The organism is Salinivibrio sp. ML323, from assembly GCF_001995745.1.
Lineage (GTDB): Bacteria > Pseudomonadota > Gammaproteobacteria > Enterobacterales > Vibrionaceae > Salinivibrio > Salinivibrio kushneri.
Window position 1 is genome coordinate 41,133 of record NZ_MUES01000014.1, and the last position, 24,282, is coordinate 65,414.

Consider the following 24,282-nt stretch of genomic DNA (forward strand, 5'->3'; position numbering starts at 1 on the left):
ATGGCTGAAGCATATTGCTCACACTTACTAACAACCCAAAACTGGCTTACAGGCTTAACACATTGGATCAGCATCTTCGCTGTCCGCAAGGGTTTCCAATATCGAGCAATGGGTCGCGTCATCGTCGTCCATCCCGCAGCAGGCGGCATTTAAACGCGTAAGGGCATGCTTGACCCGCTCAAGCGCGGCTATCTTCTCTGAGACCTCATTCAGGCGCCGCTGGGTGATCCCTTTTACTTCTGCACAGGTGTGTAGCGTCGCTTCTTCGCGAATGTCAGACAGCTCGTGAATTTCATCAAGCGATAGTCCCATCTCTTTGCCGCGTAAAATGAACATCACTTGGCTAATGGCCTCATCGGCATAAAGCCGGTATCCACCCTCTGTGCGCGCACTCGGTGCGAGCAAGCCAGATTTTTCATAAAAGCGCAGCGTATCGGTGGAGACACCACAGTGCTTGGCTAACTCACCTATTTGCAGCAACTTGGTCATCACCGCTCCTTTTCATGTTGGATGAACTCTCTTTTTGTAGCAAAGGCGGGCCCTTATGACCAGCGTTGCATGAGAACCAGAAAGCACTGAGGTGTAAAAACAATAAAAATGTCGCCATCAGCAAATAGCAATCGATTGCGCAGAGGAAATCAGATAGAATGGCGCCGTTTTGGCGCTTGCCGGTTTAATAAAGCTCACCCCTGTTGTTATACATAGTGAGCTTTGATAAGCATTCAATCTGTCAGTGAAGAGAACTAAGCCATGGAAAATCTGCGTCCTATTCGTCGCGCGTTACTGAGCGTGTCTGATAAAACCGGTGTGGTCGAGTTTGCCCAAGCACTCGCCCAACGCGGTGTCGAACTGCTATCGACCGGCGGCACGGCCCGTTTACTCGCAGAAAACGGCCTTGCGGTCACCGAAGTCTCCGAGCATACCGGTTTCCCAGAAATGATGGATGGCCGCGTGAAAACCCTTCACCCGAAAATTCACGGCGGCATTTTGGGCCGACGCGGTCAAGACGATGCGGTGATGGAGCAGCATCAGATCGCACCGATTGATATGGTAGTAGTGAACCTCTACCCGTTCGCACAAACCGTTGCCAACCCAGATTGCACACGCGAGCAAGCCATCGAGAATATCGATATCGGCGGCCCAACCATGGTGCGCTCAGCGGCGAAAAACCATGCCGACGTCACCATTGTGGTGAACAGCCAAGATTATGATCGCGTGCTCACCGAGATGGAACAGCACCAGCAGTCTTTGACACATGCCACGCGCTTTGATTTAGCCATTGCCGCGTTTGAGCACACCGCGGCCTACGATGCCATGATTGCGAATTACTTTGGCACCCAAGTCCCTGCCTATCATCACGCAGAAGACAGCCAAGACTCGCCATTCCCACGCACCCTGAGCCAACATTGGGTTAAAAAGCAAGACATGCGCTATGGCGAGAACAGCCATCAGGCAGGCGCATTTTATACTGAAGCCCAACCGCAAGAGGCCTCGGTGGCGACGGCTACCCAACTGCAGGGCAAGGCGCTGTCTTATAACAATATCGCTGACACCGATGCGGCATTAGAGTGCGTGAAAGAATTTGAACAGCCTGCCTGCGTGATTGTAAAACACGCCAACCCCTGTGGCGTTGCCATTGGCGAAGACTTACTCAGCGCCTATCAGCGTGCTTATCAGACCGATCCGACCTCAGCATTTGGCGGCATTATTGCCTTTAACCGTGAACTAGACAGCGACACGGCACACGCCATTGTCGAGCGCCAATTTGTTGAAGTGATCATCGCGCCACGTGTCAGTGATGCGGCGAAAGCGGTGGTTGCGGCAAAGAAAAATGTCCGCCTTCTCGAGTGTGGCCAATGGCAAGCGCGCACCACAGGTTGGGACAGCAAACGGGTTAACGGAGGCTTGTTAGTCCAAGCTCGCGACCAAGGGATGGTCGGTTTAGACGATTTGCGTATCGTCTCTGAGCGCCAGCCCACAGACAAAGAGCTGAACGATGCGCTATTTTGCTGGAAAGTGGCAAAATACGTGAAATCAAACGCGATTGTGTATGCCAAAGACAGCATGACCATTGGCGTGGGCGCCGGCCAAATGAGCCGCGTCTACTCGGCAAAAATAGCCGGCATCAAAGCGGCCGATGAGCAGCTCGAAGTGGCCGGTAGCGTGATGGCCTCTGATGCTTTCTTCCCTTTCCGTGACGGCATTGATGCCGCAGCCGACGCTGGGATCACCTGCGTGATCCAACCGGGTGGCTCGATGCGTGATGAAGAAGTGATTGCCGCCGCCAATGAGCATGGCATGGCGATGGTCTTTACCGGTATGCGCCATTTCCGCCACTAAGTGGCTGAGGAAGGAGAGAATATGAAGGTTTTAGTGATTGGTGGCGGTGGCCGCGAACATGCCCTAGCGTGGAAAGCCGCGCAGTCATCGAACGTCGACACCGTTTACTGCGCACCGGGTAATGCCGGCACCGCGCATGAGAAAAAAGTCAGCAATATTGCCATCGCCGCTGATGACGTCGAGGGGTTGCTGGCCTTTGCCCGCGAGCAACAGATTGATTTAACCATCGTCGGCCCTGAAGCGCCCTTGGTGTTGGGTGTGGTCGATGCCTTCCGTGAACACGGCTTGGCCATTTTTGGCCCAACCCAAGCAGCGGCGCAACTTGAAGGCTCTAAAGCCTTCAGCAAAGACTTTTTGGCGCGTCACGGCATTCCCACTGCCGACTACCAAACCTTTTCGACGGTTGAGCCCGCGCTAGCCTACATCGCGGAAAAAGGTGCGCCCATTGTGGTCAAAGCCGATGGCCTCGCCGCCGGTAAAGGGGTCATTGTGGCGATGACCGAGCAAGAAGCCACCGAGGCGGTGCGCGATATGCTCTCGGGCAATGCGTTTGGTGAAGCCGGGCACCGCGTGGTCATCGAGGAATTCCTGCAAGGTGAAGAAGCAAGCTTTATCGTCATGGTGGATGGTGAGCATGTGCTCCCCATGGCCACCAGCCAAGACCACAAACGGGTTGGAGAGGGCGATACTGGCCTCAATACCGGCGGGATGGGCGCATACTCGCCTGCCCCTGTGGTGACCGATGCCATTCACCAACGCGTGATGGACGAGGTGATTATGCCCACCGTAGAGGGAATGCATGCAGATGGCATCCCCTACACCGGCTTTTTGTACGCGGGACTCATGATTACCGCCGATGGCAAGCCAAAAGTGATTGAGTTTAACTGTCGCTTTGGCGATCCGGAAACCCAGCCGATTATGATGCGCTTGCAATCAGACTTGGTTGCGCTTTGCTTGGCAGGTAGCGAAGGGCGTCTTGATAAGGTCGAGTCTCACTGGGATCCGCGTGCAGCCGTGGGTGTGGTCTTAGCCGCTGGCGGCTATCCAGGTGAGTATCGAAAAGGCGATCGTATCACGGGGCTACCCACCGATAGTGAGACAGCCAAAGTGTTTCATGCCGGTACCGCGCTGAAAGACGGTGATATCGTGACTGCTGGCGGACGTGTGCTCTGTGCGACCGCATTAGGTGAGAATGTGACTACGGCAAAACAAGGGGCTGACGCGCTCGCGGCCTTGATTCATTGGCCAGGTTGCTTCTACCGCAATGACATCGCCCACCGCGCGGTATCTCGCGAAAAAGCTGATTTATCGACTTAATGTTACATCGCGGCATGCCGCATCCAGCAAGCCAGACCCGATAAATGCGCCACCAAGGCGCATTTTTTATATCCGCGGTTTTTACGTGTCGACGAGCTTTTTTGCTTCGATAGGGTTTTGTTCATCGAGCGTCTATTCATCGAGCTTTTATTCGTCAAGTAAGCGAGGGCGCTGCAAACAGGCTTTGTTATTATCGACATACACAAGAAAGTCGATGTTATCGCGTAGGATACCTGAATCGCCACCTGCAACCACAAAGGTGCCGGGCTGACTTATCTGCGAAACCACGCTGGGATCAATCGTGTCAGAAAATGTCCAACGCTGGGTATCGCCACGACAATCGACCCAACGGTCGCCCTGACGCTGCGCTTGCCACACTGATACATCACGTGACAACTGCGTTTTTGCTTGCTGCTGTACTTGATTGGCTTCTTGATAAAGGCGGGTCAGTGTCGCGCTACTCAAGGGGAGTAAGGTTTCATCTTGCTGATAGCGCTGAAAGACAGGCTCACCACTGGCATCAAATCGAACATAGATAGAGAAGGGAGCTAATGCGGCGCCCGCCAGCTGTGTGCCCTCTCGTTTGATTGCACGCAAGCTGCCGTCTCGCCAGACATACTCGCTACGATAACGACCATAATCGCCCTGCCACACTTGCTCGGCTAAACCAATCACCTGCCCTTGCTGACTATCCAACCAGTAAACAGCGCGATAATCGCCGGCGGAAGCGGCGGTCATATGTGTGACCGGCTTGGAAGGCTGCCCACTTGAGCATCCAACCAGGATGGCCATCAACGCGACTATCCAAAATTTAGAACGCATCACGAGTCCACATACAAAAACGCCATAGCGAGAAGGCTATGGCGACATGAGCATGCGTGCTTACTTAACAGCGTCTTTTAACGCTTTACCTGCGACAAACGCAGGGACGTTTGCCGCAGCGATTTGAATTTCTTGACCCGTTTGTGGGTTACGACCGGTGCGTGCTGCACGGTGGTTAAGCTTAAACGTACCGAAGCCAATCAGTTGTACCTGCTCGCCTTCTTTCAAGGCGCCTTCAATACCGCCCAAAGTCGCTTCCAAAGCTGTTTTCGCTTGTGCTTTTGAAAGGTCCGCTTTTTCTGCGATCAGGTCGATCAGTTGGGTCTTGTTCATTATGTCTTCCCTTCTAGGTTTTTTAGAGACGAAGTCACTCTAATTCAAAAGAAGCCCGGCTGGCAAAGGTTTGTGGCGATGAGTGTGGCTGTATGGAGGCTCTTTAACCACAAACTGAGCGCGATCTCACAATTTGTTGCGTTTTTTCTCAGTTGAATGGTTGTAAAAGCCCGCCAATGGCCTGATCTTTAGGGTGTTGATTGGCTTTTAACTCCGGAAATCTATGCTCATTCTGGTTCTTTTTATCTCGCTTTCGATTGGCGTCTCCTTCATTTGCTCCGTACTTGAGGCGGTACTGCTCAGTATCACACCCAGCTACATTGCGAACCTCCGCCACCAAGGGCACCCTGCGGCCGAGCGCCTCAATGCGCTTAAAAAGGATATTGATCGCCCCTTGGCCTCGATTCTGACCCTCAACACCATTGCACATACTGTGGGGGCAGCCGGCGCGGGGGCACAAGCGGCTCACGTGTTTGGTGATGCTTGGGTCGGGGTATTCTCCGCCGTTCTTACACTGGCGATTCTTCTTTTATCAGAAATCATTCCTAAAACCATTGGCGCCAACTTCTGGCCCCAATTAGCCCCTGGCGCGGCACTGGTACTCAAGTGGATGGTGTGGGCACTGACGCCATTCGTTTGGCTGTCTGAGCAGATCACCAAGCGGCTCAGCGCGGATACCACCCATGTTAAACTACGTGATGAAATCTCAGCGATGGCAATGCTGGCATCAGAAAGTGGGGAAATGGGGGAAGACGAAACACAAATGCTTCATAACATGCTGAAGTTACGTGACCTGCCCGCAACACAGCTGATGACACCGCGCCCGGTCCTGTTTCGCATTCCTGCCGAGATGGATGTGAATACCTTCCTTGACGAGCATGGTGACTGCCCGTTCTCTCGTCCGCTGGTTTACGGTGAGCAGCGTGACGATATTCTAGGCTTTGTCCACAAGTCCAATATCTATGAAGCCAAAACCCAAGGCGCAGGCCAAACGCCGATAGGCAATCTCATGCGCCCCCTCGCGGTGATCCTTCCCGGGAACAGTGTTTTGCAAGCGTTTGATATCTTAATGATCCGCCGCGCTCAGTTGGCGATGATTGTCGATGAATATGGCACGGTGCAAGGTATTATCACCTTGGAGGATGTGTTTGAGTACTTAACCGGGCGAGAAATTATCGATGAGGCAGACACGGTAACTGATATGCAACAGCTCGCGTATCAACGTTGGGATGCATGGAAGAAGCAGCACAACATGATTGAAAGCCAAGATGACGATGAACCACCGGTCCAGCGACATACGGATGAGTCATGATCAGAAAAGGCGGCTCGCGCCGCCTTTTTATCGGGTGACGCGTGCTTACTCGACACCTAATCCAAGGTTACTGACGCCCGCCTCACGCAGCTCTTGGCGGATGCTTTTGATCATCTCCACATCACGGCTTTCCGCACTTTTTAGCACACGGAAAATCGCCCATTGGGCATCCCACTCTTCACAAACCGCTTCAAACCTCTTTTGATTCTCATCCGTCACCGCCTCACCGGTCTGCGCTTCTTCAAGCTGCGCTACGCTGAGGACCGACTGCTGAGAAACTTTTAATGTAATGGGCAAGATTTCATCACGATCTAACAAAGCGTGAATAAGCTGAGACAAGGCGATGCAGGCATCAATCGCCGGATAAGTCAGATAAATGGCATCCTCATCAGCGACCGGAATTAATGGCTCTAGCTTTTCCAATTGTCGTTCGAAGTCAATTTTGGCACTTTTAACCGTCTGCGATTCCCATACCGCATCGAGAATATTGCGAAACGCTTGCGGGTCGGCAAATCCAGTTTGGGCACAGTAGAGCGCATAGTTAGGGACCATACGTTCCACCAGCGCAGCCATAAAACTAATGTGCTGCCAGTTTTCACATTTTTCCAAACGCAGTTGTAAAGGGTTTCGTAACATAGTCAGTGAGTCTTTAATAACGGGAAGGTATGTTGTCCTCATGGAATGCGGCCAGTGTACTTGATTCCCCCCACCATAAAAAGGAGCCTTTGTGGATAAAATCTACGTTATCAGCGAGCATGTCGAGACGTATCACCAGTTGCTTGAAACGGCTCAACTTCCCGATCTCGCTATCACCTCATCCGCAGAGGAGGCCAGTATCTGGTTGGCCGATCCGCCGCTTGCGGCCCCGCTATTGCCCAAAGCCAAGGCCTTGCGTTGGCTCCAGTCGACCTTTGCCGGTACCGATGCCCTGATTAAAGCCCCTTTCCGTCATTATCAACTCACCAACGTGCGCGGCATATTCGGGGCACTGATGGCCGAATATATCTTCGGGTTTGTGCTCAATGAAAGCCGGCATATAAGCCAGTATGCCGAACAGCAAGCACAGCGTTGCTGGCAGCCACAGCCCTATCAGTCGTTGCGAGGACAAACGCTCGCCGTCTTAGGCACAGGGGCGATTGGCCAGCATATCGCGACCGTCGCACACGCCTTTGGCATGACCGTACTTGGCGTCAACCAAGATGGGCGGCCCGTCGATAGTTTTGATCACACTCTGACACTGCCAGCATTAGAGCAACGCTTAGACAAGATGGATGTGCTGGTCAGTACCTTGCCCGCCACGCCTGAGACGGATAAATGTTTGAATGCGGATTTTTGGCGACAGGCAAAAGACCTCATATTCATCAACGTTGGACGGGGTGCCACCTTGGATGAGGCCGCCCTGCTCCACGCGTTAGATAACAAAAAACTCGGCTTGGCGGTCTTGGATGTAATGCAACAAGAGCCACTGCCAAAGCAGCATCCCTTTTGGACACACCCAGACGTGAGAGTGACACCCCATATTGCGGCTGTCAGTTTTCCTGAGCAGGTTTTTGCGCTATTTGCCGATAACTATTGCCGCTGGCATGCAGGCGAACCGCTCATGCACTCAGTCGATTTTGACAAAGGTTACTAGATGCTTTTCGAGGATTTAGACACGGCTTTAGCCGCGGCCCGAGCGTGTCGGTTATGCCAACACTGGCTACCCGATGGGCCTCGCCCTGTTATCCAAGCCAGTGCTAACGCGCGAGTACTGATTATCGGCCAAGCACCAGGACAACGTGTGCATGAGAGTGGGCTGCCATTTAATGACCCTAGTGGTGATCGTTTGCGGGAATGGCTGGGGGTCACTCGCGAGCAGTTTTACCAGCCAGATTTATTTGCCATCATGCCCATGGGTTTTTGTTATCCCGGCAAAGGTCAATCGGGCGATTTGCCACCGGCACGTATCTGCGCGCCTGTTTGGCACCAGGCAATCAAAGCGCATCTTCCTCACGTTGCGGTAACCTTGCTGATTGGCCAATATGCACAGCGGTACCATTTAGCCAATAAACCAAAAACATTGACCGAGACCGTCAAGCACTGGCAAAAGTGGGCGCCTCACACCTTTGCGCTGCCTCACCCTTCCCCCAGAAACACCTTGTGGTTACGCCGCAATCCGTGGTTTGAAGAGGAGGTGGTGCCTGCCATACGCTATCACGTTCAACAGGCTTTATACGATTGAGGCTAAAAAGAACAACGCTCGCCAGTTGGCGAGCGTGTTTTACTAATCGTGGTAAGGACGCGAGAGTTCATGCACCGCATCAATGAAGGCACCTGCGTTTTCTGGCGGCACATCCAAATGAATGCCATGTCCAAGGTTAAACACATGGCCCGTGCCCTCTCCAAATCCTTCTAGGATGGTGGCAACCTCTTGGCGAATGCGTTCTGGGCTGGCATATAACATCGACGGATCCATATTACCTTGTAGAGCAACATTGTCGCCAATCCGTGCTTTGGCATCAGCCATGTTAATGGTCCAATCAAGCCCAACACCATCACACCCGGTCGCGGCAATGCGTTCCAACCACATACCCGCATTTTTAGTAAATAAGGTCACTGGCACGCGGCGCCCGTCATGCTCTCGGATCAGACCGTCGACAATTTTCTGCATATACTGCAAAGAGAAGTCATTATAATCGCGCGGCGTGAGCACGCCACCCCAGGTATCAAAGACCATGACAGACTGCGCACCCGCCTTAATCTGCGCGTTTAGATAACTAATCACACTGTCGGCGAGCTTGTCGAGTAAGGCGTGTAACGTCTGCGGCTCGGCATACATCATCTTTTTGATCTTGGTAAAGGCTTTCGAGGTGCCACCTTCTACCATGTAAGTTGCCAGTGTCCATGGACTGCCAGAGAAGCCAATCAAGGGAACTTCACCCGCCAATTCTTTGCGGATAGTACGCACCGCATTCATCACGTATTGCAATTCCCCTTCGGGATCGGGCATACCGATTTTATCGACATCCGCTTTACAGGTGATGGGACGAGAAAACTTGGGGCCTTCTCCCGTTTCAAAGTACAGCCCTAATCCCATTGCATCAGGAATAGTGAGAATATCTGAAAATAAGATAGCGGCATCCAAATCAAAGCGACGCAACGGCTGCATGGTCACTTCACAGGCCAATTCCGCATTTTTACACAACGACAAAAAGTCACCCGCCTGCGCACGTAATTCTCGATATTCAGGAAGGTAGCGACCCGCTTGGCGCATCATCCACACGGGCGTGCAATCTACCGGTTGCTTATAAAGGGCGCGTAAATAACGATCGTTTTTCAATTCGGTCATTGTGTTTAAACCTGTGTGCGAAAAGTGGCCGCCATTGTATCACTGTAAAATGGCAACAAAAGCGAAGCTTTGTTAACAGGATCATAAAACGGCCACCCAAGGACCACGAACGATTGCTGGTGATTTAACCGCATGGTAAAACCATCCTATAACGACAATAGATCTACAAAAGACAATAGATCTACAAAAGACATAGGTCTACAAAAGACAACATGTTCGCATCTTACCCCGGCTCCCCTACGGCCGGGTTTTTTTATGCCTGCGTCAAGGTGCAGCTGGCCTCAATCAAGCGTCGAGCAATCGTTCCTGTTGGTGCGACTAACGGTAACTGGTCCATATCAAACCATTGTGCATCGGTGAGCTCCTCATAGTCGGGGTTTAGATCCCCTCCGGCATAATCGGCGAGAAACCCCATCATCACATTAGAAGGAAACGCCCAGGGCTGGCTTTCCATGTAACGAATATTGGTTATCGATAGGCCCGTTTCTTCTTTCACCTCACGCGCCACACATTGCTCGAGCGTTTCGCCAGTCTCAACAAACCCCGCAATCACGGTATACATGCCCGTTTTATGACGAGGGTGCTGAGCAAGCAACAAACGTTTACCATCGCGCACGGCAACAATCACACACGGCGATACGCGTGGATAATCATGACGCTGGCAGCTTGAGCACCACATCGCTACCGCCTGCGCGTTAAATTCCGTACGCTGACCACAGCGACCACAAAATGCTTGCTGATGGCGCATATGATCGAGCTGGACGACCCGCCCGACTAACGCAAATAAGTCCGCTGACAGATAGGGGAGTAAGTCCCGAAAGCCTGCCATCTCGTCATCGGGAAGCATGGCGTTACAATTAAATACCCCCACCACCGGTGTCTGCTGATAGTCACCGACAGTCACTGTATCACCACCAGCAAACGGCAGCTGCGACAAGGGCATACATGGCAATTGACCACCTGGCAGCCAAAGTTTGCTCTTGCTAACTACACATACATAGACGGCTTTTTGATTCTGAGACATGGTCACTTCCTTAGCCTTGCAGCTACACTTGAATACTGGCAATCTAGTTTCATAACGTGATGCAAAGGATTGAGCAGCCCGTTAATTTTCAGCCGGCCTTATATAGTGCCATTCATTCGCTGATCGATCACGAGGACACCGATCATGCTGAGAAAACTTGAACGTACCAAAGCCCAATGGAGCGGTTACGACGAGGTTATTGATTACTGGCTTGAGTTACGCCGCCAATTATTGGTGGAGTATTACAATGTGGCTGGCGTGGCCGCCAAAAAAAAACAATCGCTGCCAACAAAAGCAGAACTCGATAATTTCTGTGATCATCTTGTCGACTATATCTCGACCGGCCACTTCAAGATCTACAACATGGTCATGGAGCGTTGGCAGTCAACAGGGTTCGCGGCGACGAAAGAGACCGATAACCTTTATTATCGCATCGTTGATACGACAGACCCTCTGTTAGACTTTAATGATAGATTCAGTGCGGTAGACTTGGACGACGAAGATTATGACGCCACCGATTTTGACCAAGATATGTCTGCGATTGGTGAGTGGCTTGAGCAACGCTTTGAGTTGGAAGATACTTTAATTCGATTGATTGCTGACAGCCTGGCTCACCCGCCGGGCGCCTAAAACGCATCACCTAATATCAATAGAAACGCCGCCTCTTGAGATGCGGCGTTTTTTGTGCGCTGAATGAACACAAAAACAAAAGGCATCTCCGAAGAGATGCCTTTTTATTCGACTTAGCTTATCGCGCTAATTATTTCACTCGCTTAGCTGTCGTCGTTCAAGCCCGCATTAAGCAACGCCGCTAGATCTTGTGATGCTTGCTCTGCATCGACCTGAGGAGCGACTGGCTGCTCTGGCTCTGCACGCTTAGCTTGACGGTCTTTGTGATACGCGAAGCCAGTACCGGCTGGGATCAGACGACCCACGATCACGTTTTCTTTCAGACCGCGCAAGTCATCACGCTTACCTGCCACCGCGGCTTCTGTCAGCACACGCGTGGTTTCTTGGAACGAAGCCGCTGAGATAAAGGACTCAGTCGCCAACGATGCTTTGGTAATACCCAAGAGATCACGGCCAAATGTAGCTGGCTGCTTACCTTCGATTTCAAGATCACGGTTAGCAATCATGACACGAGAGTATTCAACCTGCTCGCCTTCCAAGAACTCAGTATCACCTGCAGACTTAATCGTCACCTTACGCAGCATCTGACGAACAATCGTCTCAATGTGCTTATCGTTGATCTTAACGCCTTGCAGACGGTAAACGTCTTGTACTTCGTTGGTGATGTATTCCGCCACCGCATGGATACCACGCAGACGTAGGATGTCGTGTGGTGATTCTGGACCATCTGCGATCACATCACCTTTCTCGACTTTTTCACCTTCGAAGACGTTGAGCTGACGCCACTTTGGAATCATCTCTTCGTACGCTTTACCTTCTTCTGGTGTGATAACCAGACGACGCTTGCCTTTGGTTTCTTTACCAAAGGACACCGTACCGGTGATCTCTGCCAGAATCGCTGGCTCTTTCGGCTTACGCGCTTCAAACAGGTCAGCAACGCGAGGCAGACCACCGGTGATATCCTTGGTACCGCCGCTTTCTTGCGGGATACGCGCTAGGGTGTCACCAATGCCAACACTCGCACCGTCATCTAGTTGCACGATGGCTTTACCTGGCAAGAAGTATTGAACCGGCATATCAGTACCCGGCACCATCACATCATTACCTTGCGCATCCACCAGCTTCACCGCAGGACGCTTGTCTTTACCGGATGTTGGACGCTCTGAGGCATCCATGACCACGATAGAAGACAGACCCGTTAGCTCGTCAGTTTGACGTTGCATGGTCGCGCCATCAATCATATCCACGAAGCGAAGGCTACCTTCTACCTCAGTGATGATTGGCATGGTGTGTGGGTCCCAGTTAGCGACTACGTCACCGGCTGCCACGGCTTCGCCGTCTTGCTTGCCAAGGATTGCACCATAAGGCACTTTGTAGCTTTCTTTGGTACGGCCAAACTCATCAACAATGGTCATTTCTGTCGCACGCGAGGTAATCACGAGCTTACCGTCGCTGTTGGTAACAGATTTGGCATTGTGCAGGTGCATAGAACCTTTGTTCTTCACCTGGATGTTGTTTTCTGCCGCTGCACGCGATGCGGCACCACCGATGTGGAACGTACGCATGGTCAGCTGTGTACCAGGCTCACCGATAGACTGTGCTGCAATAACACCGACAGACTCACCGTGATTAACCAAGTGACCACGAGCCAGGTCGCGACCATAACAGTTGGCACAACAACCAAAGTCGGTTTCACAGGTTACAACAGAACGCACTTTCACTTTATCGACGGAATGATGCTCAAGAATGTCACACCATTTTTCGTCCAACAGCGTGTTGCGTGGTGCCAGGACTTCTTCCGAGCCAGGCTTGAGCACATCTTCTGCCACAACACGGCCTAGAACACGCTCACGCAGGGCTTCTTTAACGTCACCACCTTCGATAACCGCCATCATGTGGATACCGCCTTGGGTGCCACAATCGGTTTCGGTCACAACCACGTCTTGCGCGACATCGACCAGACGACGCGTCAGATAACCTGAGTTCGCGGTCTTCAGTGCCGTATCCGCCAGACCCTTACGGGCACCGTGCGTTGAAATAAAGTACTGAAGTACGTTCAGACCTTCACGGAAGTTCGCGGTGATTGGCGTTTCGATGATGGAGCCATCCGGCTTCGCCATCAGACCACGCATACCCGCTAGCTGACGGATCTGTGCGGCAGAACCACGTGCACCTGAGTCAGCCATCATGTAGACGCTGTTAAACGATGTTTGCGTTTCTTCTTCGCCATCACGGTTAATCACTGTCTCGGTAGACAGGTTATCCATCATCGCTTTGGCAACTTGTTCGTTCGCAGCCGCCCAGATATCGATCACTTTGTTATAGCGCTCGCCGGCCGTCACTAGGCCTGACTGGAACTGCTCTTGAATTTCCGCGACTTCAGCTTCAGCAGCTTCGATCAAGTCGTACTTCGCTTGTGGGATCACCATGTCGTCGATACCGACAGACGTGCCCGACAGCGCTGAATACGCAAAACCTGTGTACATGATTTGGTCAGCGAAGATAACAGTATCTTTCAGACCCAGCTTGCGGTAGCAGGTGTTTAGCAAGTTAGAAATTTGCTTTTTACCTAATGGCTGGTTCACCAAGTCATACGGCAAGCCGTCAGGAACAATGGTCCATAGCATGGCACGGCCCACGGTGGTATCCACCAATGACACTTTTTCCGTGCGTGTACCCATCTCATCGATGTCGATTTGCTTGATACGTACTTTTACACGGCTGTGCAGTTCAGCATGACCGGTACGGTATACTTTTTCTGCTTCACCTGGACCAGCCAGGTACATGCCTTCGCCTTTGCCGTTGACCTTTTCACGGGTCATATAATACAGACCCAATACCACGTCCTGCGACGGAACGATGATAGGATCACCAGACGCTGGCGACAGAATGTTGTTGGTTGACATCATCAACGCACGCGCTTCGAGCTGAGCTTCCAGCGTTAGCGGCACGTGAACAGCCATTTGGTCACCATCGAAGTCAGCGTTATACGCCGCACACACCAACGGGTGCAGCTGGATCGCTTTACCTTCGATAAGCACAGGTTCAAACGCTTGGATACCCAAACGGTGAAGTGTTGGTGCACGGTTAAGCATCACTGGGTGTTCACGGATGACATCATCCAAGATATCCCATACGACCGCTTCTTCGCGCTCAACCATCTTCTTAGCGGCTTTGATAGTGGTCGCTAGACCACGAGTCTCAAGCTTGCCGTAGATAAACGGTTTAAACAGCTCTAGTGCCATTTTCTTTGGCAGACCACACTGATGCAGACGCAAGTATGGACCCACGGTAATCACCGAACGACCAGAGTAATCAACACGTTTACCCAGCAGGTTCTGACGGAAACGCCCCTGCTTACCTTTGATCATGTCAGCCAGTGATTTCAGCGGACGCTTATTCGAGCCGGTAATGGCGCGACCACGACGGCCGTTATCCAGCATGGCATCGACAGACTCTTGCAGCATACGCTTTTCGTTACGCACGATAATATCTGGCGCAGCAAGATCAAGTAGACGCTTCAAGCGGTTGTTACGGTTAATCACACGGCGGTACAGGTCGTTGAGATCCGAGGTCGCAAAACGACCACCATCCAACGGGACCAATGGACGCAGATCGGGCGGCAACACAGGCAGCACGGTCAAAATCATCCACTCAGGGTTGTTACCTGATTGTAAGAAGGACTCAACCAGCTTCAAACGCTTGGTGATCTTCTTACGCTTGGTCTCAGAGTTCGTCTCTTCGAGCTGTTCACGCATTTGCTCTGTCTCAACCGACAGATCCATGTTCGCGAGCAGTGCTTTGACTGCTTCTGCGCCCATGCGCGCGTCAAATTCGTCGCCCCACTCTTCGAGTGCGTCTAAATATTGTTCTTCAGACATCATCTGACCGCGCTCTAGGCTGGTCATGCCTGGTTCAATAACAATATACGACTCAAAGTAAAGCACACGTTCGATGTCACGCAGTGGCATGTCCATCAACAAGCCGATGCGCGATGGCAGCGACTTCAGGAACCAAATGTGGGCAACAGGAGAAGCAAGCTCAATGTGACCCATGCGCTCACGGCGCACTTTGGTCTGAGTGACTTCAACGCCACATTTTTCACAAATGACGCCGCGGTGCTTGAGGCGCTTATACTTACCACAAAGACACTCATAGTCTTTGACCGGGCCAAAGATACGTGCACAGAACAAACCGTCACGTTCAGGCTTAAAGGTACGGTAGTTGATGGTTTCTGGCTTTTTCACTTCACCAAACGACCATGAACGAATCATGTCCGGTGAGGCAAGACCGATTTTGATCGAGTCAAATTCTTCGGTCTTATGTTGTGCTTTCAGAAACTTAAGTAAGTCTTTCACAATCGGCTCCTGTGAGGAGTTGACCCATAAAGGCGCTGACAGGCAGCGCCTTCATATTCTTACCGGAGAGAGTAGCTCGAGGCTTACTCGTCTTCCAGCTCGATGTTGATACCCAACGAGCGGATTTCTTTCAGCAATACGTTGAAAGATTCCGGCATGCCCGGCTCCATACGATGGTCGCCATCTACGATGTTTTTATACATCTTAGTACGGCCATTAACGTCATCCGACTTCACGGTGAGCATTTCTTGYAGGGTATAGGCAGCACCGTATGCTTCCAGAGCCCAAACTTCCATCTCACCGAAGCGCTGACCACCGAACTGTGCCTTACCACCCAACGGTTGCTGCGTCACCAAGCTGYAAGAACCGGTTGAACGGGCGTGCATCTTGTCGTCAACAAGGTGGTTCAGTTTCAGCATGTACATGTAACCCACGGTTACTGGACGCTCAAACTTCTCACCCGTGCGGCCATCGTAAAGGTCAAGTTGACCTGACTCTGGCAAATCACCCAGTTTCAATAGCTCTTTGACAACCGGCTCAGGCGCACCATCAAAGACAGGAGATGCGGTTGGCAGACCATCACGCAGGTTATTGATCAACGTGCGAATTTCCTCGTCAGTCAGTTTACTGATGTCCACTTCCTGACGGGTCTCACCCAGATCATAGACCTTCTGCAAGAACTCACGGAATTTCGCCAGTTCCTGCTGCTCTTTAAGCATGCGGTTGATCTTGTCACCAATACCTTTCGCCGCCAGACCCAAGTGCGTTTCTAGGATCTGACCGATGTTCATCCGCGAAGGTACACCCAATGGGTTCAGTACCAAGTCAACAGGCTCGCCTGACTCATCGTAAGGCATATCTTCGATCGGGTTGATCTTCGAGATAACACCTTTGTTACCGTGACGACCGGCCATCTTATCGCCTGGCTGAATGCGACGTTTCACCGCAAGGTAGACTTTAACAATCTTCAACACGCCTGGGGCAAGGTCATCACCTTGAGTGATCTTGCGACGCTTGGTATCGAATTTCTTATCAAAGTCGGCTTTGATTTCGTCGTATTGCTCAGCCAATTGCTCAAGCTGGGTTTGCTGTGCTTCATCATCCAGCGTTTGCGTCAACATGGTCTGACGATCCATGCCGTCGAGCTGGTTGTCGGTATAACCGGCTTGAGAAAGCAGTGTGCGAACACGCGCCATCAGACCGCCTTCAAGGATAGAGAACTCCTCGGTCAGGTCTTTTTTGGCTTCTTTTAGCTGCATTTCTTCGATTTCGAGTGCACGCTTGTCTTTTTCTACGCCATCGCGAGTAAAGACTTGTACATCGATAACCGTACCAGACACACCATTCGGTACACGCAGTGACGAGTCTTTCACGTCAGACGCTTTTTCACCGAAAATGGCACGCAGCAGCTTCTCTTCTGGTGTCAGTTGCGTTTCGCCTTTTGGCGTCACTTTGCCGACCATGATATCGCCGCCTTTCACTTCGGCACCGATATACACAACCCCTGACTCATCCAGCTTAGACAGCGCCGCTTCACCCACGTTTGGAATATCCGCGGTGATTTCTTCGCTACCCAGCTTGGTGTCACGCGCCACACAAGACAGCTCTTGGATGTGGATAGTGGTCAAACGGTCTTCCTGAGCCACTCGCTCAGAAATAAGGATGGAATCCTCAAAGTTATAACCGTTCCACGGCATAAACGCGATACGCATGTTCTGACCTAGTGCTAGCTCGCCCAAGTCAGTCGATGGGCCGTCAGCCAGTACGTCACCTTTTGCCACTTCGTGGCCCGGCATCACGGTTGGACGCTGGTTAATACAGGTGTTCTGGTTAGAACGTGTGTATTTGATCAAGCTGTAGATGTCGATACCGGCTTCGCCTGGTACCAATTCATCTTCATTCACTTTCACCACAATACGTGAGGCGTCAACCGACTGAATGGTACCGCCACGTTTGGCTACCGCGGTCACCCCTGRGTCAACCGCTACATTACGCTCGATACCCGTACCCACTAGCGGCTTTTGCGCACGCAATGTTGGTACAGCTTGACGTTGCATGTTCGCACCCATCAAGGCACGGTTCGCATCATCATGCTCAAGGAATGGGATCAGCGACGCAGCCACGGAAACGACCTGGTTAGTCGCAACGTCCATATACTGAACATGGTCGCGTGGGTGCAAACCTGACTCACCCGTTTCACGCGCGGTGATCAGCTCATCGGTGAAAGACCCATCTTCGTTCAACGCAGCGTTAGCCTGCGCGATAACATAATGGCCTTCTTCAATCGCCGACAGATAATCAATTTGGTCCGTCACTTTACCGTCAACCACTTTACGGTAAGGTGTTTCCAGGAAGCCATAAGCGTTGCAGCGCGCAAACGCAGACAGTGAGTTAATCAGACCGATGTTCGGCCCTTCCGGTGTTTCGATCGGACATAGACGACCATAGTGCGTTGCGTGTACGTCACGCACTTCGAAACCAGCACGCTCACGTGTCAGACCACCTGGACCCAAGGCAGAGATACGACGCTTGTGCGTGACCTCAGACAATGGGTTGTTTTGATCCATAAACTGTGACAGCTGAGACGAACCAAAGAACTCTTTCACCGCCGCAGAGATAGGCTTGGCGTTAATCAAGTCTTGTGGCATCACGTTATCGAGATCGCCCAAGCTCAAACGCTCTTTTACTGCACGCTCTACACGTACCAAGCCCACACGGAACTGGTTTTCTGCCATTTCACCCACAGAGCGAATACGGCGGTTACCGAGGTGATCAATATCGTCCACTTCGCCAATACCGTTACGGATATGGATGAGTTTACGCATCACCTCAATGATGTCTTCTTTGCTCAGTACGCCAGGTCCAGTGAGATCGTCACGACCCAACGAGCTGTTGAACTTCATACGACCCACAGATGATAAATCATAGCGGTCTTCGGAGAAGAACAGACTCTCAAACAGTTGCTCGGCAGCTTCACGCGTTGGTGGCTCGCCAGGACGCATCATGCGATAGATTTCAACTAGCGCCGTCAGACGGTCCGTGGTGTTGTCGATACGCAAGGTATCTGACATGTACGGGCCATGGTCCAGATCATTGGTAAACAGGGTTTCGATACGTTTATGACCTGCTTGCGACAACTGCGCCAGTGTCTCCAGGCTGACCTCTTGGTTAGCCGAGACAATCACTTCGCCAGTGTCCTGATTGACGTACTCACGTGCAGAGATCTTGCCCGCAATGTACTCAACTGGTACTTCGATGTGATCAACGTTATCTTTCGTCAACTGACGGATATGACGCGCAGTGATTCGACGACCCTGCTCCACGTAGACTTTGCCATCCGCTTCGATATCAAAGCTCGCGGTTTCACCACGTAGGCGATCAGGTACCAATTCCATCACTAGAGATTTACCTTTAACTTCGAAAACAACTTTTTCGAAGAACAGGTCCAAAATCTCTTCAGTGGTGTATTCCAGCGCACGCAGAATAATCGAAGCTGGCAGCTTACGACGACGATCGATACGAACGTATACGATATCCTTAGGATCGAATTCGAAATCCAACCATGAACCACGGTATGGGATCACGCGTGCGTTATATAGCACTTTTCCTGAGGAATGGGTTTTACCCTTATCGCTGTCGAAAAAGACGCCCGGACTACGGTGCAGCTGGGATACGATAACCCTCTCAGTACCATTGATGACAAAGGTACCATTTTCAGTCATGAGCGGAATTTCGCCCATATAGACTTCTTGTTCTTTGATGTCTTTAACGGTACCAGCCGGGGCATCCTTATCAAACATCACCAAGCGCAGTTTGACGCGTAGTGGGGCCGAATAGGTTACGCCGCGAATTTGGCATTCTTTGACATCGAAAACTGGCTCACCGAGACGATAGCTAACGTATTGCAGCTCGGAATTGCCGTTGTAGCTCTGAATTGGAAAGACAGAGCGAAAGGCAGCTTCAAGACCGTATTGCCCTTCTGGATCCTGCTCGATAAAGTTCTTAAAAGATTCAAGCTGGATCGACAGCAAGTATGGCACGTCCAGAACTTGCGGACGCTTACCAAAATCCTTACGGATACGCTTTTTCTCGGTATAAGAGTAAACCATAGGGTTCCTCAGCTCGCTGATAAGTGACCCAAACTGTCCAGTACAAGGGACAGTGACTAAACAACCACCGTTTAGTGTAGGAAAATCAAAGCGCTTGCTTTGATTTTTTTTGCATGGTCAGCAGTGATAAAACGGGGTGAAAATTTCACTACTGCCCTACAGCGCAAAAAGGCCGGTGGCTTTTTAGCCACCAGCCAATGCCTTTTCAGGCTAGGAAATTAAGTATAAATTACTTAACTTCAACAGAAGCACCAGCTTCTTCTAGCTGCGCTTTAAGCGCGTCAGCTTCTTCTTTCTCAACACCTTCTTTCAGAGGTGCTGGTGCGCCGTCAACAAGCGCTTTCGCTTCTTTCAGGCCTAGACCCGTTGCGCCACGTACCGCTTTGATAACGGCTACTTTGTTCGCACCCGCTTCAGTTAGGATAACGTCAAATTCGGTTTGCTCTTCAACCGCTGCGCCTTCAGCCGCACCGCCAGCAACAACGGCTGCTGCCGCTGATACGCCGAATTTTTCTTCCATAGCTTCGATAAGCTCAACAACTTGCATTACAGACATGTCTGCAATGGCGTCTAGGATTTGCTCGTTAGTGATAGACATAACAATTCTCTTTAAAGTCAACAATAAAAGGATTAAGCAACCAAATTAAACGGGCGATTAGGCCGCGTCTTTTTGATCGCGAACAGCGGCGATAGTACGAACCAGCTTGCCGGCAGAAGCTTCTTTCAAGCCCATCATTAGGCGTGCAATTGCTTCGTCGTACGTTGGCAGTGTCGCCAGTACCTCTGGGTCAGTGATCGCGCCTTCGTATGCAGCAGATTTAACCTCAAACTCTTTGTTTTCTTTTGCGAAGTCTTTGAAAAGACGCGCAGCGGCACCTGGGTGCTCGTTAGAAAACGCAATCAGAGTTGGGCCAACAAAAGTGTCTTGCAGACACTCATACTCAGTGCCTTCAACTGCACGGCGAGCCAGAGTGTTACGCACAACTTTCATGTAAACGCCCGCTTCACGCGCTTGTTTACGTAGAGAAGTCATTGCGTCCACCGCGACACCGCGAGAATCAGCAACTACTGCAGACAGGGCTCCACTGGCAGCTTCGTTGACTTCAGCAACAATTGCTTTTTTGTCTTGAAGGTTTAAAGCCATTTGGATTTGCTCCTGGATTGTTTAACACCACTCTCTACAGCTTTGCAGAGAGAGCTTGTACGGTGCAGATCCAAGAAAGACGAGAAATCTATCATGTTCTGGCACCGTCTACGTAGGAAGATTAAGTTCGTAATGAACGCCTACGGTCTTGGACGAAGTTTGCCGAAGCAAACTCAGCCATAAAATTGTCAAGCGAGAGAGTATAAACGACTCTCTCGCTTGTCGCAATTAGTTAACGCTTGCTTCCAAAGAGTTTTGGTCAAGAGAAACACCAGCACCCATGGTTGTAGAAAGGCTAACTTTCTTGATGTAAGTACCTTTAGCTGAAGTTGGCTTCGCCTTCTTCAGCGCCACCAACAGCGCTTCCAGGTTTTCTTTCAGGCTGTTCGCGTCAAAGTCTACTTTACCGATAGTGGTATGAATGATGCCATTCTTGTCGTTACGATAACGAACCTGACCTGCTTTCGCGTTTTTAACCGCTTCAGCAACGTTAGGGGTTACAGTACCCACTTTCGGGTTTGGCATCAGACCACGTGGGCCTAGGATGGTACCTAGCTGACCAACAACGCGCATTGCGTCTGGTGAAGCGACAACGACGTCAAAGTTCATTTCGCCTTTCTTCACTTGTTCAGCAAGATCTTCCATACCGACGATATCCGCACCGGCTTCTTTCGCCGCGTCAGCGTTCGCACCTTGTGTGAACACAGCAACACGGATGTCACGGCCTGTACCGTTAGGCAGTACGGTCGCGCCACGAACGTTTTGGTCTGATTTACGAGCATCGATGCCAAGGTTGACAGAAACGTCAACACTTTCAACGAAATTTGCAGTCGCCAGTTCCTTCAGTAGAGCAACGGCTTCGTTGATGTCGTAGTCTTTGGTCACATCAACTTTTTCGCGAATTACGCGCATGCGCTTAGTCATTTTAGCCATTGTCTTAACCCTCTACGTTCAGGCCCATTGAACGGGCAGTACCCGCAATGGAGCGTTTCATCGCTTCGATGTCCGCACCGGTCATGTCTGCCGCTTTGGTTTCTGCGATCTCTTGGATCTGCGCGTCAGTCACGGTACCCACTTTTTCAGTGTTCGGACGACCTGAACCAGATTTCACGCCTGCCGCTTTCTTAAGAAGAATCGCCGCTGGTGGAGTCTTGGTTACGAAGGTGAAAGAACGGTCACTGTATACAGTGATAACAACAGGAGTTGGTAGACCTTTCTCGATAGATTCGGTCTTCGCGTTAAACGCTTTACAGAACTCCATGATGTTCACACCGTGTTGACCCAGAGCAGGACCAACCGGTGGCGATGGGTTAGCTGCACCCGCTGCAACTTGCAGCTTGATGTAAGCTTCTACTTTCTTTGCCATTATTCAATTACCTTATTTTGGGTACTGACGTCTATCTTGCGATAAACTCCCCGTTTAACAAAAGGGCGCGAAATTATAGTCAAATTTCGCGCCCTTGCCAACCGTTGATGATGCTTTTTTGATCAGGTTTTTTCTACCTGGCCAAACTCAAGCTCAACTGGGGTTGCACGACCAAAGATTGAGACAGACACCTTAAGGCGGTTCTTGTCATAGTCCACTTGCTCGACAACACCGTTAAAGTCTGCAAACGGCCCTTCTGTGACACGCACCACTTCGCCGGCTTCAAACACGGTTTTGTGAACCGGAGACTCACTCGCTTTTTCAAGGCGATTGAGAATAGAGTCCGCTTCTTTATCAGAAATTGGAGCTGGGCGATCAGAGGTGCCGCCGATAAAGCCCATCACACGTGGCACACCACGTACTAGGTGCCACGACTCATCGTTCATCACCATTTGGACGAGCACATAACCTGGGAAGAATTTACGCTCGCTCTTGCGACGTTGCCCCTGGCGCATTTCAACCACTTCTTCGGTTGGCACCAAGACTTCCCCGAAATAGTCTTCCATTTCGTGCATTTTGATATGTTCGCGCAATGACTGCGCTACACGGCTTTCAAAACCAGAGAAAGCCTGGACCACATACCAACGTTTTTTGGGAGCTTCGCTCATGTACTTTTACCTCACACGCCAGTGATTAGGCGGACTAGACGGACCATGATTCCGTCAACGCCCCACAAGATGAGCGCCATAACGACAGTAACAGCCAGAACGATGAGAGATGTCTGTAAAGTCTCTTGGCGGGTCGGCCAAATCACTTTACGCACTTCCATACGCGATTCGCGTGCAAACGTGATCGCAGCTTTTCCTTTCATCGTGAGTGCAGCAACACCACCGGCAGCGGCAACCAGTACCACCACAGCAGCAGCTCGCACTACCACAGACACGTCACTGTACAGGCTATTCCCTATCACGGCTGCGGCCAATAGGACAAAAACAACACCCCATTTAAGGATGTCCATCGAACCGGATTGGGTCTCAGCGTTCGCTTTCATACATTCTACCTGTAACAAGTCTACATAGACGGCAGTGCCTTTTCAGCCATCCACAATCAGTGTTTGGCAAAGGCACATGGTGATCATAACGCCTCAATAAAGCTCGATACGATCACTAAACTCTGCGMTTGCTAACAACTACTGGCTAAATTCACACCAGCAGGAGCGTCAAACGCAGAAAAAGGGCATCAAATGATGCCCTTTTTACTAGTGTTTCGTCAAATCATTATTCAATGATGTTAGCAACAACACCAGCGCCTACAGTACGGCCACCTTCACGGATAGCGAAACGTAGACCTTCGTCCATCGCGATAGGTGCGATGAGCGTTACAACCATCTTGATGTTGTCACCAGGCATTACCATCTCAACGCCTTCTGGCAGCTCGATAGTACCGGTCACGTCAGTAGTACGGAAGTAGAACTGTGGACGATAGCCTTTGAAGAACGGCGTATGACGGCCACCTTCGTCTTTGCCCAGCACGTAAACTTCTGACTCGAACTTGGTGTGCGGCGTGATTGAACCCGGCTTCGCCAGTACTTGGCCACGCTCAACTTCGTCACGCTTAGTACCACGCAGAAGAACACCAACGTTCTCACCCGCACGGCCTTCGTCTAGAAGCTTACGGAACATCTCAACACCGGTACAGGTGGTCTTCGCGGTGTCTTTCATGCCCACGATTTCAACGTCGTCACCTACAGTGATGATGCCTTGCTCAACACGACCGGTTACAACCGTACCGCGGCCTTGGATTGAGAAGACGTCTTCGATTGGCAGGATGAACGGCTTGTCGATCGCACGCTCTGGCTCTGGGATGTAAGAATCTAGCGCTTCTGCTAGTTCAACAATCTTCTGCTCCCACTGCTCTTCACCGTTCAATGCACCCAGTGCAGAACCTTGAATAACTGGGCAGTCGTCACCTGGGAAGTCATACTCTGAAAGTAGCTCACGAACTTCCATTTCAACCAGCTCAAGCAGCTCTTCGTCATCAACCATGTCACATTTGTTCATGAACACGATGATGTTTGGAATACCAACCTGACGGCCAAGTAGGATGTGCTCACGCGTCTGTGGCATTGGGCCATCAGTTGCCGCAACAACCAGGATACCACCGTCCATCTGCGCCGCACCGGTGATCATGTTTTTCACA

The 24,282-nt window shown here is 51.2% G+C and carries 21 protein-coding genes; 6 read left to right on the forward strand and 15 right to left on the reverse strand.

Annotation, left to right across the window (positions count from 1 at the left end):
* Nucleotides 1-54: 54 nt before the first annotated feature.
* Nucleotides 55-480 (reverse strand): Zn(2+)-responsive transcriptional regulator, encoded by a 426-nt coding sequence (gene zntR, locus BZG13_RS09875; protein ID WP_415767933.1) that lies wholly within the window; start codon nt 478-480, stop codon nt 55-57.
* Nucleotides 481-750: 270 nt separating this feature from the next.
* Between zntR and purH the strand changes: the two genes are divergently transcribed.
* Entirely contained in the window at nt 751-2,340 is a 1,590-nt protein-coding gene (purH, locus tag BZG13_RS09880; RefSeq protein ID WP_077486496.1) for a bifunctional phosphoribosylaminoimidazolecarboxamide formyltransferase/IMP cyclohydrolase, read from the forward strand.
* Between the two features lie 21 nt (nt 2,341-2,361).
* The gene (gene purD, locus BZG13_RS09885) at nt 2,362-3,657 is read left to right on the forward strand and encodes a phosphoribosylamine--glycine ligase (protein WP_077486497.1); all 1,296 of its coding nucleotides are present in this window, start codon (nt 2,362-2,364) and stop codon (nt 3,655-3,657) included.
* A 147-nt stretch (nt 3,658-3,804) separates the two neighbouring features.
* Here the strand turns inward: purD and BZG13_RS09890 are convergent, their stop codons facing one another.
* Complete coding sequence (locus BZG13_RS09890; protein WP_077461886.1) at nt 3,805-4,479, reverse strand: DUF1481 domain-containing protein; 675 nt, start codon at nt 4,477-4,479, stop codon at nt 3,805-3,807.
* A 60-nt stretch (nt 4,480-4,539) separates the two neighbouring features.
* Nucleotides 4,540-4,812: a nucleoid-associated protein HU-alpha gene (gene hupA / locus BZG13_RS09895; RefSeq protein WP_046074522.1), complete on the reverse strand. Its 273-nt coding sequence runs from the start codon at nt 4,810-4,812 to the stop codon at nt 4,540-4,542.
* Between the two features lie 223 nt (nt 4,813-5,035).
* Between hupA and BZG13_RS09900 the strand changes: the two genes are divergently transcribed.
* A complete protein-coding gene (locus tag BZG13_RS09900) occupies nt 5,036-6,124 on the forward strand; it encodes a CNNM domain-containing protein (protein ID WP_077486498.1) in 1,089 nt (362 codons plus the stop codon).
* Nucleotides 6,125-6,169: 45 nt separating this feature from the next.
* On the opposite strand, the gene BZG13_RS09905 is transcribed toward BZG13_RS09900, so the two are convergent.
* A complete protein-coding gene (locus tag BZG13_RS09905; RefSeq protein WP_077486499.1) occupies nt 6,170-6,760 on the reverse strand; it encodes a YjaG family protein in 591 nt (196 codons plus the stop codon).
* 91 nt (nt 6,761-6,851) lie between these two features.
* Between BZG13_RS09905 and BZG13_RS09910 the strand changes: the two genes are divergently transcribed.
* Both BZG13_RS09910 and BZG13_RS09915 read left to right on the forward strand, forming a co-directional pair.
* Nucleotides 6,852-7,757 (forward strand): D-2-hydroxyacid dehydrogenase, encoded by a 906-nt coding sequence (locus BZG13_RS09910; RefSeq protein ID WP_077486500.1) that lies wholly within the window; start codon nt 6,852-6,854, stop codon nt 7,755-7,757.
* Nucleotides 7,758-8,345 (forward strand): uracil-DNA glycosylase family protein, encoded by a 588-nt coding sequence (locus tag BZG13_RS09915; protein ID WP_077486501.1) that lies wholly within the window; start codon nt 7,758-7,760, stop codon nt 8,343-8,345.
* A 42-nt stretch (nt 8,346-8,387) separates the two neighbouring features.
* Here BZG13_RS09915 and hemE read toward each other — a convergent pair whose 3' ends face one another.
* Together hemE and nudC are read right to left on the reverse strand one after the other, a co-directional pair.
* Nucleotides 8,388-9,452, reverse strand: coding sequence for a uroporphyrinogen decarboxylase (hemE, locus tag BZG13_RS09920; RefSeq protein ID WP_077486502.1), 1,065 nt, complete (start codon nt 9,450-9,452; stop codon nt 8,388-8,390).
* Nucleotides 9,453-9,705: 253 nt separating this feature from the next.
* The gene (nudC, locus tag BZG13_RS09925) at nt 9,706-10,476 is read right to left on the reverse strand and encodes an NAD(+) diphosphatase (protein ID WP_077486503.1); all 771 of its coding nucleotides are present in this window, start codon (nt 10,474-10,476) and stop codon (nt 9,706-9,708) included.
* Nucleotides 10,477-10,620: 144 nt separating this feature from the next.
* Between nudC and BZG13_RS09930 the strand changes: the two genes are divergently transcribed.
* Entirely contained in the window at nt 10,621-11,106 is a 486-nt protein-coding gene (locus tag BZG13_RS09930; protein ID WP_077486504.1) for an Rsd/AlgQ family anti-sigma factor, read from the forward strand.
* 143 nt (nt 11,107-11,249) lie between these two features.
* Here the strand turns inward: BZG13_RS09930 and rpoC are convergent, their stop codons facing one another.
* The 9 genes from rpoC to tuf form a co-directional block, all read right to left on the reverse strand.
* On the reverse strand, nt 11,250-15,464 hold the full coding sequence (rpoC, locus tag BZG13_RS09935; RefSeq protein ID WP_077486505.1) for a DNA-directed RNA polymerase subunit beta': 4,215 nt from the start codon (nt 15,462-15,464) through the stop codon (nt 11,250-11,252).
* 83 nt (nt 15,465-15,547) lie between these two features.
* Nucleotides 15,548-19,573: a DNA-directed RNA polymerase subunit beta gene (gene rpoB, locus BZG13_RS09940; RefSeq protein WP_077486506.1), complete on the reverse strand. Its 4,026-nt coding sequence runs from the start codon at nt 19,571-19,573 to the stop codon at nt 15,548-15,550.
* A 229-nt stretch (nt 19,574-19,802) separates the two neighbouring features.
* Nucleotides 19,803-20,171, reverse strand: a complete 369-nt coding sequence (rplL, locus tag BZG13_RS09945) for a 50S ribosomal protein L7/L12 (protein WP_069361560.1) — start codon at nt 20,169-20,171, stop codon at nt 19,803-19,805.
* A gap of 57 nt (nt 20,172-20,228) precedes the next feature.
* Nucleotides 20,229-20,717 carry a 50S ribosomal protein L10 gene (gene rplJ / locus BZG13_RS09950; protein ID WP_069361561.1) on the reverse strand — a complete coding sequence of 163 codons (489 nt, stop codon included), beginning with the start codon at nt 20,715-20,717 and terminating at the stop codon, nt 20,229-20,231.
* 228 nt (nt 20,718-20,945) lie between these two features.
* Nucleotides 20,946-21,650 carry a 50S ribosomal protein L1 gene (gene rplA, locus BZG13_RS09955; protein ID WP_077486507.1) on the reverse strand — a complete coding sequence of 235 codons (705 nt, stop codon included), beginning with the start codon at nt 21,648-21,650 and terminating at the stop codon, nt 20,946-20,948.
* 4 nt (nt 21,651-21,654) lie between these two features.
* The gene (gene rplK, locus BZG13_RS09960) at nt 21,655-22,083 is read right to left on the reverse strand and encodes a 50S ribosomal protein L11 (RefSeq protein ID WP_046074509.1); all 429 of its coding nucleotides are present in this window, start codon (nt 22,081-22,083) and stop codon (nt 21,655-21,657) included.
* A gap of 122 nt (nt 22,084-22,205) precedes the next feature.
* Nucleotides 22,206-22,751: a transcription termination/antitermination protein NusG gene (nusG, locus tag BZG13_RS09965; RefSeq protein ID WP_025744447.1), complete on the reverse strand. Its 546-nt coding sequence runs from the start codon at nt 22,749-22,751 to the stop codon at nt 22,206-22,208.
* Between the two features lie 11 nt (nt 22,752-22,762).
* Nucleotides 22,763-23,134, reverse strand: coding sequence for a preprotein translocase subunit SecE (gene secE, locus BZG13_RS09970; RefSeq protein WP_025674747.1), 372 nt, complete (start codon nt 23,132-23,134; stop codon nt 22,763-22,765).
* 226 nt (nt 23,135-23,360) lie between these two features.
* Nucleotides 23,361-24,282 (reverse strand): elongation factor Tu (tuf, locus tag BZG13_RS09975; protein WP_108743884.1); only part of this gene is annotated, 922 nt, incomplete at its 5' end.